The following is a 14,372-nucleotide window of genomic DNA, read 5'->3' as shown; positions in this document are numbered from 1 at the left end:
GCTAAGCAACGTTCCTATGTCACAGCTATTTACCTATTGGACGCGCATGGCTTTACGCCTTGGGCCTTGTTTAGTGGCGTTGCTGCTGGCCGGCTGCCAGTCCTCGATGGGGCCGATGAACTGGGACACCGGGTACCGGCAGATGACAACGACTGACGCTGCGCATGAATCAACGATCATGCCACGTCTCTGCCAAGCTGGGCCTGACGATGCAGAGCGAGCCGGGCTGCCACCTGGCTGCGCCAACGACTTCAATCTGCAGCAGATGATCGTTGAGCCACAGGATTTGGTAAGGGGAAGAGCAATGGGGCCCGCCATGGGCGCGCCGGTAGCAGATGCCGCGAATGAGTATCTAAACGGCCGCGAACGTGCCAACCAGCGTCGTTCGCTATTGGAGCAGGAAGCGCGCAATGCCATGGGCACCAACGCCACTACCAGTGATCTGTGACGGTATTAGTTAGAGGCTGATGCCAACCCGAGTGCCCGGGCGCGGGCGGCGGCATCGGGCAGCGTTGCTATGTGCTCGGCACTGGCTATCAGGGAAAGGCGGTTGGCCGCCGATAGGTCGGGGATATCGACTTGCTGTGCCTCATCGCTACGCCCAGCCAGAACCAGCACAAGAATCAGGTTGCGGAAATGGCGTTCCTCTGCCAGCGGGGAGTCCGTAATGCGCTGCATGTTCGCGATGGCCTGGGTGTTTTCGCCAGCCAACGCTTCGGATAGCGCCAGGTTGGCCTGAGCGTCGAGATCACGCGGCTCAAGTGCCACGGCGTTAGCAAACGCGCTGGCCGCCTGGGCGGGCTGACCGGCCAGCGCTTGGGCGGCGCCAAGGCGGCTCCAGGCCGCCGCGCTGTCTATTTCAGGAGCCGCCAGGGAAAGGTTGCGCAGGGCGCTTTCCGGTTGACCTAGGCGCAGTTGGGCTGTCCCGAGGCCGAGTAATGCTGGCGCTAAGTGGATGTCTTCGGCAAGCGCGGCACGAAACGCCTCAGCGGCTGCCTGGGGCTCGCCACTGGCAAGCAGTGCATTGCCCAGGCGAACCTGAATATCTGCGGAGGGGCCGCTCTGCTCCAGGGCGCGCTCGTACATCGCGGCGGCGGTCGCATGGTCGCCTTGCTGATCGACATCTTTGGCCAGGTTGAGCAGGCGACTTTCATCGATCTCGGAAGGCGTCGCAGCGCAGGCTGACAGTATTAGGCTCAGTATCAGGCTTGGCCCGGCGACGAGTGCAGGCCGGCTCATGCGGGGCAAAAACGTACAAAATGCCTTCATCCGTGACTCAGTCCAGAGGTTTAGGAAATGAAAATCAGTGTACCGGAGAAACCAGGCTTGGGGCAGCAGGGATATGGATGAAGCGTGATGCGTGTTTACCCCAGAAGGGCAAAAACTCAAAAAGACAGATTGCCGGTCACTCAACTGTCATCGGGGGGTGGGTAGGATGATGGCAGATAGGTGGAAGCACCCCTGGCTGGGCCATCTTGTGATGCTGGTGCTCGGTTGTTGTTTGCCAGACAGCCCCACGCTGGCCGCCGAGGCGCCTTGGGCGGATCGCGAATATCGCTATATCGTGATCGAGCAAAGCGTGCGTGATGTGTTGCAGGAGTTTGGTCGCAACCTGTCACTGCCCGTTGAGGTCAGCGACGTAGTGGATGGTGAGGTGCGTGGTGATATTCGCGCCAGCACCGCTGGCGAGTTCCTCGCACAGGTTTGTGAATCCAACGGTCTGGGGTGGTTTTTCGATGGCTATGTGCTGCATGTCGCCGCCCGCCAGGAGCTGAGTCGTCGGACGTTTGATCTAACCGATGTCGATATACCCCGCCTGCGCGCAGAAATTACCCAGGCACAGATCGGCAATCCGTTGAGCGCACTGATTCGTGCAGAGCACGACAGTCTTGAAGTGATGGGCCCGCCCGCCTGGATAGCGGACATAGCCCAACGGGTCGAAGCGTTGCGCCAGCCGAGTGCGCCGTCGATCCCCGCTGAAGTTAAGGTCTTTCGAGGCAGTGTGGCCCAGCCGCCTGGCTCGTGAGTGAGCAAGCGATGAAACCCACAGGAGGCAGTCCATGGCTATCGATCCCGTAAGCAGTAGTAACCCGGCAACAGAGTCGCTCCCCGATTCCCAGGCTTTCGACGACGCCGTCGATAACGCGAAGCTGCAGGAAACAATGGTAGAGGGAATGGTCAAGGTCGGCGGGCAGATGATTCTGATGCCGATGATGAACAATATTCTCAAGGAAGCACAGTCCGACGAGTAATGACGAGGGCGCGACCCCCATCGCGGTGTTCGCGCCTTTCTTAGCCGATGCTAGGGACTATTCCGACGAGGTGAATGATGACTCCCGTGACACCACCGGGCAGCGGTGCGCTAACTCCGACACCCATGCCAGAGGTTAGCACCGATACGTTGGCATCACAGAATATTTTCGAACATATGACACAGCAAGCCGGTTCATCTTTATCGGGGGCCAGCCCCAGTGAGCTGGGCTCAAGTCTGCTCAACAACCTTGATGGCTTTATTGACCGAGTCAATAACTTCGCTCAGCAGGCTAAGACTCCCGATGTGCAAACACCTGATCGTTTAGCTCAGGTGATGCCCCAGAGCGTGTCCGACGCTGGCGACACGCCACCCGCCTTAGGGGATGACAAGCTGGCGCAAGTCGTAGAATCGCTGGGGCGTGTTTTTGATCACTCCATCGAAACCACCATGATCGTTCGCGGCGCCACTCAGGTTTCGGGGTCGGCGAATACCTTGCTAAAAGGCCAATGACACTTGCACTTTAATAAACAATTCGACGGCAAGCAGCAAGTGTCACAACGCAGGTGGCGTAACGCCCTGCGGGGCATGGTGTTTCTGGTTATGGCGCTACTGCTTCAGGCCTGTGACACCGATCTCTACACTAATCTCGACGAGCGTGAGGCGAATATCATCGTGGCAACGCTGGCCCGCAACGGCATACCTGCCGCACGTCAGGCACAGGACGAAGGTCAAATGACCGTCACTGTCAGTGAGGAGCGCTTCGCCGAGGCGGTAGAGATACTCGATCGTGCCGGGCTGCCGGAACAGAAATTCGCCAATATGGGCGATATTTTCCAGGGTAACGGGCTGGTGTCGTCTCCCGTGCAGGAACGCGCTCAGATGATCTTTGCGTTGAGCCAGGAGCTCTCGCACACTGTGTCGCAGATCGACGGCGTACTCTCGGCGCGGGTTCATGTTGTGCTGCCGGACAATGATTTGCTACAGCAGAACAGTACGCCGTCTTCGGCTTCGGTCTTCGTGCGCTATATCCCTTCGCTGGAGATCGCTCCACTGATTCCACAGATCAAGACGCTGGTAGCCAATGGTATTGCTGGCCTCTCCTACGACAAGGTCTCGGTGGTGCCTGTTGTCTCTGCTATTCCCGAGGAAATGGACACGCTGCCGCAGCCGATGATGGGCTCATTTCTGGGTGTCGCGATGCCAGCGTCCAGCGTTTCCCGTATCGGCTGGATCATCGGTCTGCTGAGCGTTGCAGTGATCGGACTTGCCGCTACGGTCGGCTGGTTGGTCTGGCGTCAGCGGCGCCAGCACCCCTACTCATTGACGACAGCGCCATGAGAAAGCGCTATGAATAGTGCCTCTAAACGCGCTAGCGAATCGACCGCACCGGGCTCTGATATCGAACCACCGGTACGGGTTGCTCTCGACCACTGGGTTGACTGCCTGGACGGCATTGCCGCCGACGCGATGCTGCGCCGTTGGTGCACTCAGCCGCGCTTTCGCCAGCGCTTGCTTGCCCGCCTGCAGCGCCGTCATCAACTCACCTCTATCGCGGAACAGCCGCTAATGGATGCCGCCGACCAGGTGCTATGCCAACTGGACAGCGATGATTTTACCGCCTGCGCCCGTGCCGCTGGAGTGATCATTCACGCCAATGCCTTTGTGCGCGAAATTCATGCGCCGCGAGTTGCGGCACTTAAACAGCGTTTCGGCGCTGAGCTCTATTCCCTGGCGCTTACCCACCGTGACCACACCAGTGCCGAAGCCTGCGCTGAGGATGATCTCGACGCGCTGGAGGCCGCCGTCGAGCACGATGGTCGACGCTGCCTGGAGCGATGGTGGCAAGCTCAAACGGTGGAACTTCGAGACTGGCTAAGGTTGGGTTGGGCTGACCAGTTCGAGTTGCCTGAAACGATCGTGGCGGACGCCGCTGCTGTTGATATTGCACGGCTGGCCGCTACACATAGTTTTTTCCAAACCGACGATAAAGAACGAACCGAGATATGAACTCACTGCCGCCCCGCCCCGGTAAGGTCATCTTGCGCGCAGAGGAGGCCTGCGCCTGGGTCGATGGCTACGCTTTTCTCGAGCGGGCGTGTCAGCGAGCCGATGATCAAGAGGCCCTCATTCGTCGCGCCCGCGAAGAGGGCCATGCCGAAGGCTTTGAAGCCGGTCGCCGCGATGGTGAAGCCCGCGCCGCTGAGCTACTGGCCAGCACCCAGCGTGACGTCAAACGTTATCTCGACGGGCTCGGCCCCGAGCTGGCCGAGCTGTCGCTGACTCTGGTACGGCGTATTCTCGGCGAGTTCGACGATGTAGAACTCATCACTCGCTGCGTACGCCATGCCCTGAGCGAGTGGCGTCACGCACATCGGATTCGTATTCGTGTTGCACCCCCTCTAGAGTCTCGAATCGCCGAGTCTCTCGCCGCATATCCGCCTGCGACGGCCGACTATCAGGTCGAGGCCGACGCGCAACTGGCGCTAACCCAGTGTTTGCTGGTGAGCCCCATAGCGGTTATGGACATCGGCCTGGAAGCGCAGCTCGAGGCACTGCGGCGTGCCTTGCGGGATGATTGGGAGGGTGCATGAGCGCGAATGCGTTTGGGGATCTGCTGCCGCGGCTCGGCGAACGTTTTGCCCTAGCCCAAACTCGCCCCGTCAATGGCCGGGTACGCCGCATTCGCGGTTTGTTGGTTTACGCTAGCCTCGAAGGTGCTGGCATTGGCGAGCTTTGCTACCTGCGCGATCCCGTCAGCGGACGCCGTGTCGCCGCGGAGGTGATCGGCTTCGAAGAGGAGAACGTCATGCTCTCGCCGATTGGCGAGCTCCAGGGGCTGTCGACCCGCAGTGAAGTAATTGCCACTGGCGGTGCCCAGGGTGTGGCCGTGGGCGATGCTCTGCTCGGTCGCGTCATCAGCCCGCTCGGCGACTGGCTTGATGGTCGCACTGCACCAGCGCCCGGCTCGCTGCGCCATTACCCTGTTCATGCCGAGCCCCCCGCGCCGCTGTCCCGCCAGTTGATCGAGCAACCGCTGGCACTCGGGGTGCGTGCTATCGATGGCCTCAATACCGTTGCCCGCGGCCAGCGCGTCGGGCTGTTTGGCGAAGCCGGCGTCGGTAAGTCATCGCTACTTTCGGCCATCGTCCGTGGCAGTAGTGCAGAGGTCGTGGTACTGGGGCTGGTGGGCGAGCGCGGCCGGGAAGTCCGCGAGTTGCTTGATGTGCAGCTGGGTGCCGACGCGCGCCAGCGCACGGTATGCGTCGTGTCCACTTCTGATCGACCAGCGATCGAGCGTGCCCGCGCCGCCATGGTGGCTACCAGCGTGGCGGAATATTTCCGTGATCAGGGGCGCGATGTACTGTTGTTGGTCGACAGTCTTACCCGCTTCGCCCGCGCCCAGCGCGAGATCGGACTGGCTGCCGGTGAACCTCCGACGCGTCGTGGTTACCCGCCTTCACTGTTTGCGGCGCTGCCCCGTTTACTCGAACGTGCCGGGCCTGGTGGCGCGTCGGGAGGCACCATTACGGCAATCTATACGGTATTGACCGAGGGCGATGGCATGCTTGATCCGGTGGCCGAGGAGGCCCGGGCCATTCTTGACGGTCACATCGTTCTTAGCGCCGATCTCGCCCGCCGTGACCACTTTCCAGCCATTGATATCCTCGCCAGCCGCAGCCGCTTGATGGAAAACGTTGCCAACGCCGAGCATCGCCGTGATGCCGGCAAAATGCGTGAGTTGATGGCGCGTTATCGCGATGTCGAGCTGCTACTGCAAGTGGGCGAGTACCGGGAAGGTAGCGACGCCGCCACGGATGAGGCGATTCATAAACGTGCTGAGATTGAGGCGTTCCTACGCCAATCCCGCGACGACCACAGCGCCTTTGAAGACACCTTGAAACAGTTAAGGGAGGTCGTCCAATGACGTTGCAACGTCAGCTTGACCGGCTGATGCAGCTTCGGCGCCAGCGTACGCGTCTCGCCGAGGAAGCCCTGGCGGCAGAGCAACGCAACTGTCGGGAGTTCGAGGCTCACTGCCAGACACTCGGGCAGGCCCTGGAGCACCACCAATACCAAGCAGTTCAGCGCGAGCAGGCACTGTTCGAACAGGGTGAACAACGACCGCTGAACGCCGAGGATCTGGCCGGTTGGCAGCAAACACTTGCCGACGATGCCGCCCACCAGGAGGCATTGCTTGAGCAGCAGGCAAGCAGCATCCAGACCCTGCGGGCCGCTGAGCGAGAGCGCGAATCCCGCGCTACCGAATGGGCGCACCGGTTACGCGCCCAACGTGCGCTGGAACAACTCCAGACGTATCAGGGGCAGGCGCAGGCAATCGAGGCCGAGCGCCTAGCCGAACTGGAAATGGAAGAGAGCCGGATCGGCCGGGCAGGTGAAGTATGACTGCCTTCAGCTCAACCGTTCGCGCGGAAGTGACGCCAGTGCCGCTAACCCTGACGCACTATGATGCCGAAACGCTAACACTGCATAACGCGCTGCATCGTTCTCGACAGCCGCTGACTTTCGGTTGGCATGGGCGTTCTGCCAGCTTGTACCTGATGCCGGAAGCGGCGGAGGTCACCGCTGACATGACCGTCACGGTATGCCTCGGCAACGAGCAACTGGCCTTGAGCGCCAGTTGGCGCACATTCGACCATCTCAGTGAGCACCCTGATCGCAGGCGCTCTATGGAGGACGTCGATGCGGAGCTGGCCGCGATGTGGCTTGAGGCGGTGTGGCTAGCGTGGCTCGAGCCTCTCGAGGCGACCCTTGGTGTCGACATCCGTGTACAGCCCGCCCATCCACAAGGACGACCGGCAAACCCGATCCACATCACCCTGGCCTTCGAACTAGACGGCGAAGTTCACCCGCTGCGTGTGGGGCTCACGACGTCGACTGCTAAACAGTTGCTCCCCCTATTTGATCGCTATTTCCCCACGCAGCTTGTGATGGCGAGCGGCGTAATGGTGATGCTTAACCTAACGGCCGGTGCCCAAACATTGACCCTGGGGGAGTGGCGCAGCCTTCGTCCGGGCGATGTGGTTATGCTCGAGTCATTCGCCACTAGCGACGATCCCAATGGCGCAACGTTGAACGTTGGCGACCGGTTTAGCGTCGGCGTCAGCTTAAGCGCCGATAGCGTGTGCCTTAAAGGCCCGCTGACCTCTCTTACCTCTTCCCAAGCGTCGAACCCACCATTCGAGAACCTCATGAGCGAACCCCCCGTGGATAACCCAAACCTGGATGATCTGCCCGTCCGCCTGACTTGTGAAATGGGCAAACTGGAGATGTCGCTCGGCGAGCTGCGCGCGTTGGGCGAAGGCAGCGTACTGCCGATGCAGCGTCGACCTGAGCAGGCGGTTGACCTAATCGTCAACGGCCGCTGCATGGGGCATGGCCGCCTAGTGATGATCGGTGACAGCATCGGGGTGCAGATCGAGAGGCTCGCGCTCGATGAAGGGCACGCCGGAGATGAGTGAATTTCAGCCTAACTTGATCGCCATCATCATTGTCGTGGCGACCATCGGCCTGGTGCCATTGGCGGTGGTGACCATGACGGGCTTTCTCAAAATTGCCGTGGTGCTGTTCTTGATCCGTAACGCCCTCGGCGTGCAGCAGACGCCGCCTAACCTGGTGCTCTATGGCATTGCCTTGATTCTTACCGTCTACATCACCACGCCGCTGGTCGGCGATATGCTTCATCAGTTCGAGCAGCGACCCGCAGGGATGGGCAGCGTCGAGGAGATCAAGCAAACCGGCGAGGCGCTGCGTGGACCCTTGCAGGATTACCTTTCTCGCTATGCCAGCGAACGCGAACGGGCCTTTTTCATTGATGCGACCCGCACGCTATGGTCGGAGGAAGCCCGCAGCGGCCTGCAGGACGATGACTTAGTGGTACTTATTCCCGCCTTCGTGAGCTCGGAGCTGACCCGTGCTTTCGAGATCGGTTTTTTGCTCTATATCCCGTTTCTGGTCATCGATTTGATCGTCTCCAATGTGCTGATGGCAATGGGTATGATGATGGTCTCGCCTACATTAATATCCACGCCGCTCAAGATATTTCTGTTCGTGGCCGTGGACGGCTGGTCACGGCTGATGCACGGCTTGATTCTTAGCTATGGTGGAGGCTGAGATGAACGACGATATCTTTCTCTCATTGATGCAGAACGCGCTGTGGACGGCGCTGTTGGTGTCGGCGCCAGCACTGCTGGTGGCCATTGTGGTCGGTTTTGGGGTTGGGCTACTGCAGGCGCTGACGCAGATTCAGGATCAAACGTTGCCGCAAGCCGTCAAGCTGGTTGCCGTGTTGCTGGTGCTGATCATCGCCGGGCCGCTACTGGCCGGGCCAGTCATCAGCATCACCGATCAGGTGTTGAATAACTTTCCAGCCTGGTCTCGTTGAGCCGGGCTGGCGTCGCTTATGCACTACGACGAATTCGCCCGCTTTCTGACCGACTTCGCTTACCCAATGATCGCGGCGGCAGCGGTCGGCGTGGCACGGGCGCTAGGCATGGTGTTGGTCACCCCAGCGTTCAATCGCCTGGGGCTGACCGGCATGATCCGCTCGGCAGTGGCGGTGACGATCTCTATTCCACTGATGCTGCCGTTATTCGATGCCATGGTGAATGCTGAACAGCTATCAAGCTTCACCCTTACCGGCATGGTCATCAAGGAGTTGCTGATTGGCGTCGTCATCGGGCTGGTCTTTGGTGTTCCGTTCTGGGCCGCGGAGGTGGCTGGCGAACTGATCGATCTACAGCGTGGCTCAACCATGGCGCAGATACTTGATCCCATGGGCTCAACTGAGTCTGGCGTTACCGCAACGTTGCTGACCGTGACGTTGCTGGCGCTGTTCTTCATTACCGGCGGCTTCATGCTGCTACTTGATGGCTTTTATCGCAGCTACTCGTTGTGGCCGGCGGTGAATTTCACGCCACTGATGACAAAAGCATCGGCGATGGCGCTACTTGGCCTGCTCGACCAGGTGATGCAGATTGGTGTGTTGATGATAGCGCCGCTGGTCATCGCGCTTCTGGTCGCAGATTTGATGCTCGCCTACCTCGCGCGTATGGCGCCCAACCTGCACGTCTTTGACCTGTCACTGCCTATCAAGAACCTGTTGTTTGCATTCTTGATGCTGGTCTACGTCATTTTTCTGATCCCCTTTATGCTGGAGCACCTCGATGCCGCCAATCTCTATATGGAACGCCTGGAAGCCATATTGGGCGCTATGGGGGAAACGCGGTAACAACAGGGGGGACGCGGGGTACTTTGAAAAGAGGGTATCAAAGCAGCATCACAAAGTTGCCATTAGAGTGTCACGCAGTCTCTTCAGACTGGTTTTCCGTCAGTGAAATCGGGCTTCTCGTTGCCTGCCCCATCAGCTTGTGCTAACCGTGGAGGAGTATTCGATGCGTGTCGATCCAAAAACCAACCCCAAAGCAACACCGTTGACCAGCGCCTTTGGAAATTTTGGCGTTGTCCTCGACCTGGCAAAAAAGGCGGAAGCGGGCAAAGATACTGTGGACGCGGGCAAAAAGCCGTTGATGCCGGGCAGCCAGGATTATGAAGACACGCTGAATTCACTGGCAGTGGATATGGCGGATGGCATCGATATCGACAAGCGCAAGGTGTCCGCCCTGAAGGGAGACGCTGCGGATAAGTTCGAGGCGCTGGTCACCGCCGAGCTCAATGCGCAGCGCGCGGATGGCAAAAGCGCTGACTTGTCCAAGGCGATCGATAGCGCCAAGGACGCGCTGTTTGATCGCATCGGGCATGCCCTTGACAACGCAGATCGAAACGCCGACAAGGGCCTCGATGTCTTCGAGGGTTACTGGAAGCGCCATGGTGGTGAAGAGGCTGCGATCAACGCGGGCTATGACGCCTATGATGACTTTCTGGCCGATACCACGCTGACCGACAACCCTAGCTACGAAGATAACCTCAACGCTCTCGCTTCCGGGTTGGCTGGCGGCACGCTGACCGATCAACGCAAGATACTACATCTGGACTCCTCCGATACGCTGTCCCAGCTCTATAAGAATCTGATCAAGAGCAAGCTGGACGAAGGCGCCACTACTGAGGAAGCGCTGAGTCAGGTCAATGATGAGCTGCGCGACCGTCTCGAAAACGCTGGCGGCAAGAGTGTGGTCAATGTCTTCGACGGCTACTTCAAACGTCACGGCGGGGAAGAGGATACTGAAGAGCTGGCCGAAGAGACTTATCTGGCCAATCGTGACGAAGACGACATCGCCTATGACGATACTCTAAATTCGCTCGCCAGCGATATGGCTGAAGGCATCGACATCGACGACCGCAAGGTGAGACCGCTGACAGGAGACGCCAGCGATCAGTTCAGCCAACTGGTGGAGTACCAGCTTAACCAGCAGCGTGAGCGCGGCGATGCCCCGGATCTACAGGCAGCCATCGACGATGCCAAAGATGCCCTCTTTGACCGTACCGGCAACGCGCTGACCGATGCTGATAAGGACAGCAAGGACGGGCTCGATGTGCTCAATGGTTACTGGGAGCGTCATGGTGGCAAGGATGCTGCCACCTCCGCTGGCTTCGAGGCCTACGACGACTTTCTCGCCGACACCACCGTGACGGATAACCCGAGTTATGAGGATAACCTCAACGCACTGGCCTCTGGCTTGGCGGGCAGCACGCTGACGGGTTCGCGCCAGATTCTGCATATCGAAAGCTCCGAAACGTTGTCGCAGCTCTATCAGAACCTGATCGACAGCAAGATGAGCGACGGTGCCTCCCGCGAGGACGCCACTGCCCAGGTTAACGATGACCTTCGCGAGCGGATCAGGCACGCTGCTGGAGACGACGGCAAGGCGGTTCAGAATATCTTCGACGGTTATTGGTCGAGGCACGGTGGGGAGACCAACACCCAGCGTCTCGCCGACAATGCGGAGCTGGACACGGCGCGGCGCGATCACGATCTACCGGCCTTCAGCGATGTCGATATTCAGTCAATGGAAACCAGCGAGACAGATCCGGACGACAGCTCACGCAAGCTGACCGTCAGCGAGCTGACCTGGCAGAACTTGATTGAAGAGTGGAAGACGGGGATAGAGGACGGCAGTATCGATAAAAACGATGAGCGCGCCGAGTTTTACCGTGCGCTGCGAGCCCAGGGCGCGCTTGAAAACGGCCTGGATCTGGTCGGTCTCGATATGTCGGAAGGCTTGAGTCTTGACAACGTCACCGGCGAGGATCTCTCATCCATCATCGACGGTGAGAAGCTCGATGAAAGCCTAGGCGAGCTATTCGCTTCCGAGGCGGTGCAGGAGGATTACCAGGCGGCACAGACAGACGCGATCGACAAGGTCGCCAATAAGGATGCGATCGCTTCGCAGCTGGAGGAGACCGCCTTCAGCGAAGAGTACATCAACTACATCAATGACCTGCGCGAGAGCGGTCAGGGGGAACTCGCCGAGCAGGATATCTCGCGAACCTATAATGCACTCTCGGCGCTGTTCCCGGCAACGGAAGAGAGCGACAAGGCAGCCGAGTTCGCCCAGAGCCTGCAGCTCGACTCAATGATCACCGATCTTGATGATCTGATCGCCAACCCAGATCAGATCAATGATGCCAACACCGCGACGGCCACTCAGGATGTGGTCAAGATGGTACTGACCGCGCTCAAGCGTGCCGGTGTGGATATTCCGCGGCGTACGGCAGAGACGATCGATAAGTTTGTCAACGAGTTTCTCGACGATAAGCAAACTGCTAAGAACTTCGGTAAGGCGCTACAGGAGCTCGGGGATCGCTTCCAGAAAAATGGTTCGATCACCCAGTCGGATATCGACGGCCTGCTGAAGAACGGTGTCTACAAGGCGCTCAACGAGCAGACCAACGGCGGCATGATGGCGCTGATTGGCACGCTCAACAGCAACGGCGCGCTGGGCTCGACCGGCGGGCTGATCTCGCTCGCCTCGGGCATCTATCAGCTCGCAGGCGGCGCCAGTAAGCTGGCGGACAGCCACGAGGCGCGAATGGCCGTTGCCAAGGAGTTCATCAGCTTTCTGGGCGCCAGTCAGCACTTCGTCAACCTCGGCAGCAATATCTGGGACAAGGCCAAGGGCACCAACGTCAATGCCATGCTGGGGCTCGACAAGACGCTGCCGCAGATATGGGGCAATGACACTGCCAGCGGTGGCCCCTTTAATGAGGGTCAAGGCCTCAAGTTCGTCGAGAATATCGAGCAGATCATTGACGACGCCCCCGTCGGAGATCGCGAAAAGCTGAGCCAAATGCTGGATATTAGCGAGTCCGATACGGGCAAGATCGTGCAGGGTATCGAGGACGGATACGCCAAGAATCCGGCCCTGCCCAAAGCCACGACGACGACCCGCTCTATCAGCTCTTTCCTGCGCGTGCTGGATGGTGCTGCCAACGCCGCCACTGGTGCGCTGGACATTGCCCTCGGCGGGCTGATGATCAAGCGCGGCGTGGACAGCGGCGACGGCGCTACCATCGGTCAGGGCGCCGTCACTGTCGCGGCGGGTGCCTTCGGCCTTGCCGGTGGTGCATCATCGCTGGCGGCGCTCAAGGGCCTTGCCGTCGCCCGTGCCGTCACCGGACCGCTGTTTTGGATATCCGCCGGTCTGACGGTGGCGACGCTGCCATTCACTATTGTCCAGGATATCAAGCGCACCAACGCGTTGGAGGGGCATAAGGCTGACCTTAAGGAACTCTTCACGTCGCTCGATGAGGATGGCCTACTAACCGAAGATGGTCTGACCCGTTATGAGTTTCTCGAAGCGTACGTCCGGAGCTACGGTCAGCGCGATGCGCCGGACGACGAGAGCATTTTCGACTACCGCAGCGACGAGTATGAGTTCTACGTAGAGGAGGGCCATCTACCTAACTCATCCTGGGACGATTTCGAGCACGAAGATTACGCAGGTGATGGCAACAATCTCGATACGCAAATGGATAAAGGATCGACAGTAGGTTCATAGGGTCACAGCAGCGGCATGAGCCAACAGCCCTCTGAAGAGAAGTCGCTGCCGCCGTCGACGAAAAAACTTCGCGACGCACGCAATAAGGGCCAGGTCGCCAAGAGTGCCGACCTGGTCACTGCCATGACGATGTTAGCCTGCACGCTCTATATCGCTATCAGCGTGAATGACATCATTGCCCGCGTGCAGGGTTTGCTCGACTTAGCCGCACGACTCTACACCGAGCCGTTCGATACGCTGTGGCCACAGTTGATGACCCAGGCTGGCGAAGTGCTGCTGATGTCGGTGCTGCCGCTGGTCGGTCTAACGCTGTTGGTGATCGTGCTGACCAATATCGTGGTTATGCAGGGGTTTGTCTTCTCTACGGAACCGGTTCAGCCTAAGCCAGAGAATATTGATCCGGTTCAGGGGTTCAAGCGCATCTTTTCGATACGCGGGCTGGTCGAGTTTCTCAAGTCACTGTTCAAGATGGTGGCATTGGCCGTCGCGCTGATGATTGTCTACCGCCTGGGCCTGCAGTCGCTGATGGAGTCCTCACGCTGCGGCTACCCCTGCGTTCAGGGGACTTTTCTCGCCTTACTCCAGCCGCTGGTTATCACTGCACTGATTGCCTTCTTACTGGTTGGTGCTTTCGATGTGCTGCTCCAACGCTGGCTATTCGAGCGCGACCAGCGCATGACGAAGACCGAACAGAAGCGTGAGCGCAAGGATCAGGAAGGCGATCCGACAATGAATCAGGCGCGCCGTAAACAGCGGCGCGAAATGCATGAGCTGAACGCCAAGATCGGTGTTCAGTATAGCTCGCTGATGATCGGCACCGCAGACGGTTGGCTGGTCGGCATTCGTTACGTTCGCGGCGAAACGCCAGTGCCGTTGGTGACCTGCAAGGCCTCACCCGATCAGGCCGCTAGCTTGTTGGCCAGCGCTGCGCCTCGCCGAGTCCCGCGAGTCGCCGACCCGAGGCTGGCCGAACTCATCGCCAAACGCGCGGGCAATGGCGATCCGGTGCCTGATGGTACCTTTCAGGCGGTCGCCGATATGCTGGTGGCAGCCAAGCTGATTTAGCCATCACTCGGCTGCAATCGTTTGCCATGCCACATGATTCATACGAATGACATTAAACCGGGCAACAATAAACAGGC

At 59.3% G+C, this 14,372-nt stretch carries 16 protein-coding genes; 15 read left to right on the top strand and 1 reads right to left on the bottom strand.

Annotation, left to right across the window (positions count from 1 at the left end; all coding sequences use genetic code 11):
* Nucleotides 1-16: 16 nt before the first annotated feature.
* Nucleotides 17-448, top strand: coding sequence for a hypothetical protein (locus tag U738_RS22700; RefSeq protein WP_051912776.1), 432 nt, complete (start codon nucleotides 17-19; stop codon nucleotides 446-448).
* 5 nt (nucleotides 449-453) lie between these two features.
* Here the strand turns inward: U738_RS22700 and U738_RS13750 are convergent, their stop codons facing one another.
* The gene (locus U738_RS13750; RefSeq protein WP_050712964.1) at nucleotides 454-1,269 is read right to left on the bottom strand and encodes a tetratricopeptide repeat protein; all 816 of its coding nucleotides are present in this window, start codon (nucleotides 1,267-1,269) and stop codon (nucleotides 454-456) included.
* A 169-nt stretch (nucleotides 1,270-1,438) separates the two neighbouring features.
* Here U738_RS13750 and U738_RS13745 point away from each other — a divergent pair, with 169 nt between their 5' ends.
* From U738_RS13745 to U738_RS13680, 14 genes are all read left to right on the top strand, one after another.
* Complete coding sequence (locus U738_RS13745; protein WP_152561138.1) at nucleotides 1,439-2,026, top strand: type III secretion protein; 588 nt, start codon at nucleotides 1,439-1,441, stop codon at nucleotides 2,024-2,026.
* A gap of 34 nt (nucleotides 2,027-2,060) precedes the next feature.
* Entirely contained in the window at nucleotides 2,061-2,252 is a 192-nt protein-coding gene (locus U738_RS13740) for a hypothetical protein (RefSeq protein WP_035537911.1), read from the top strand.
* 77 nt (nucleotides 2,253-2,329) lie between these two features.
* A complete protein-coding gene (locus tag U738_RS13735) occupies nucleotides 2,330-2,764 on the top strand; it encodes a hypothetical protein (protein ID WP_035581483.1) in 435 nt (144 codons plus the stop codon).
* 3 nt (nucleotides 2,765-2,767) lie between these two features.
* The gene (gene sctJ, locus U738_RS13730; RefSeq protein ID WP_081899104.1) at nucleotides 2,768-3,592 is read left to right on the top strand and encodes a type III secretion system inner membrane ring lipoprotein SctJ; all 825 of its coding nucleotides are present in this window, start codon (nucleotides 2,768-2,770) and stop codon (nucleotides 3,590-3,592) included.
* Nucleotides 3,593-3,601: 9 nt separating this feature from the next.
* On the top strand, nucleotides 3,602-4,261 hold the full coding sequence (locus U738_RS13725) for a hypothetical protein (protein ID WP_035581480.1): 660 nt from the start codon (nucleotides 3,602-3,604) through the stop codon (nucleotides 4,259-4,261).
* Complete coding sequence (locus U738_RS13720; protein ID WP_035581478.1) at nucleotides 4,258-4,845, top strand: FliH/SctL family protein; 588 nt, start codon at nucleotides 4,258-4,260, stop codon at nucleotides 4,843-4,845. The genes U738_RS13725 and U738_RS13720 overlap by 4 nt, the downstream gene beginning before the upstream one ends.
* Nucleotides 4,842-6,179: a FliI/YscN family ATPase gene (locus U738_RS13715; RefSeq protein WP_035581476.1), complete on the top strand. Its 1,338-nt coding sequence runs from the start codon at nucleotides 4,842-4,844 to the stop codon at nucleotides 6,177-6,179. The genes U738_RS13720 and U738_RS13715 overlap by 4 nt, the downstream gene beginning before the upstream one ends.
* Nucleotides 6,176-6,658 (top strand): hypothetical protein, encoded by a 483-nt coding sequence (locus U738_RS13710; protein ID WP_035581474.1) that lies wholly within the window; start codon nucleotides 6,176-6,178, stop codon nucleotides 6,656-6,658. The genes U738_RS13715 and U738_RS13710 overlap by 4 nt, the downstream gene beginning before the upstream one ends.
* Entirely contained in the window at nucleotides 6,655-7,734 is a 1,080-nt protein-coding gene (sctQ, locus tag U738_RS13705) for a type III secretion system cytoplasmic ring protein SctQ (RefSeq protein ID WP_035581472.1), read from the top strand. The genes U738_RS13710 and sctQ overlap by 4 nt, the downstream gene beginning before the upstream one ends.
* The gene (gene sctR / locus U738_RS13700; protein ID WP_027958374.1) at nucleotides 7,727-8,386 is read left to right on the top strand and encodes a type III secretion system export apparatus subunit SctR; all 660 of its coding nucleotides are present in this window, start codon (nucleotides 7,727-7,729) and stop codon (nucleotides 8,384-8,386) included. Before sctQ ends, sctR begins: the two co-directional genes overlap by 8 nt.
* 1 nt (nucleotide 8,387) lies before the next feature.
* Nucleotides 8,388-8,657: a type III secretion system export apparatus subunit SctS gene (gene sctS, locus U738_RS13695; protein WP_035581470.1), complete on the top strand. Its 270-nt coding sequence runs from the start codon at nucleotides 8,388-8,390 to the stop codon at nucleotides 8,655-8,657.
* An 18-nt stretch (nucleotides 8,658-8,675) separates the two neighbouring features.
* Nucleotides 8,676-9,503 carry a type III secretion system export apparatus subunit SctT gene (sctT, locus tag U738_RS13690; RefSeq protein WP_035581468.1) on the top strand — a complete coding sequence of 276 codons (828 nt, stop codon included), beginning with the start codon at nucleotides 8,676-8,678 and terminating at the stop codon, nucleotides 9,501-9,503.
* A gap of 163 nt (nucleotides 9,504-9,666) precedes the next feature.
* Nucleotides 9,667-13,230 (top strand): hypothetical protein, encoded by a 3,564-nt coding sequence (locus tag U738_RS13685; RefSeq protein ID WP_035581466.1) that lies wholly within the window; start codon nucleotides 9,667-9,669, stop codon nucleotides 13,228-13,230.
* A gap of 15 nt (nucleotides 13,231-13,245) precedes the next feature.
* Nucleotides 13,246-14,295: an EscU/YscU/HrcU family type III secretion system export apparatus switch protein gene (locus tag U738_RS13680; RefSeq protein ID WP_035581464.1), complete on the top strand. Its 1,050-nt coding sequence runs from the start codon at nucleotides 13,246-13,248 to the stop codon at nucleotides 14,293-14,295.
* Nucleotides 14,296-14,372: the final 77 nt, after the last annotated feature.

Origin of the sequence: Halomonas sp. TG39a (assembly GCF_000744395.1) — a bacterium.
Lineage (GTDB): Bacteria > Pseudomonadota > Gammaproteobacteria > Pseudomonadales > Halomonadaceae > Vreelandella > Vreelandella ventosae_B.
Note: the sequence above shows the minus strand (reverse complement) of the source record. Positions and strands in the feature narration are given on the sequence as shown.

Coding starts and splice junctions, on each gene's coding strand:
- U738_RS22700 (WP_051912776.1), top strand. CDS start 17: ATGTCACAGCTATTTACCTATTGGACGCGCATGGCTTTACGCCTTGGG.
- U738_RS13750 (WP_050712964.1), bottom strand. CDS start 1,269: ATGAAGGCATTTTGTACGTTTTTGCCCCGCATGAGCCGGCCTGCACTC.
- U738_RS13745 (WP_152561138.1), top strand. CDS start 1,439: ATGGCAGATAGGTGGAAGCACCCCTGGCTGGGCCATCTTGTGATGCTG.
- U738_RS13740 (WP_035537911.1), top strand. CDS start 2,061: ATGGCTATCGATCCCGTAAGCAGTAGTAACCCGGCAACAGAGTCGCTC.
- U738_RS13735 (WP_035581483.1), top strand. CDS start 2,330: ATGACTCCCGTGACACCACCGGGCAGCGGTGCGCTAACTCCGACACCC.
- U738_RS13725 (WP_035581480.1), top strand. CDS start 3,602: ATGAATAGTGCCTCTAAACGCGCTAGCGAATCGACCGCACCGGGCTCT.
- U738_RS13720 (WP_035581478.1), top strand. CDS start 4,258: ATGAACTCACTGCCGCCCCGCCCCGGTAAGGTCATCTTGCGCGCAGAG.
- U738_RS13715 (WP_035581476.1), top strand. CDS start 4,842: ATGAGCGCGAATGCGTTTGGGGATCTGCTGCCGCGGCTCGGCGAACGT.
- U738_RS13710 (WP_035581474.1), top strand. CDS start 6,176: ATGACGTTGCAACGTCAGCTTGACCGGCTGATGCAGCTTCGGCGCCAG.
- sctQ (WP_035581472.1), top strand. CDS start 6,655: ATGACTGCCTTCAGCTCAACCGTTCGCGCGGAAGTGACGCCAGTGCCG.
- sctR (WP_027958374.1), top strand. CDS start 7,727: ATGAGTGAATTTCAGCCTAACTTGATCGCCATCATCATTGTCGTGGCG.
- sctS (WP_035581470.1), top strand. CDS start 8,388: ATGAACGACGATATCTTTCTCTCATTGATGCAGAACGCGCTGTGGACG.
- sctT (WP_035581468.1), top strand. CDS start 8,676: ATGCACTACGACGAATTCGCCCGCTTTCTGACCGACTTCGCTTACCCA.
- U738_RS13685 (WP_035581466.1), top strand. CDS start 9,667: ATGCGTGTCGATCCAAAAACCAACCCCAAAGCAACACCGTTGACCAGC.
- U738_RS13680 (WP_035581464.1), top strand. CDS start 13,246: ATGAGCCAACAGCCCTCTGAAGAGAAGTCGCTGCCGCCGTCGACGAAA.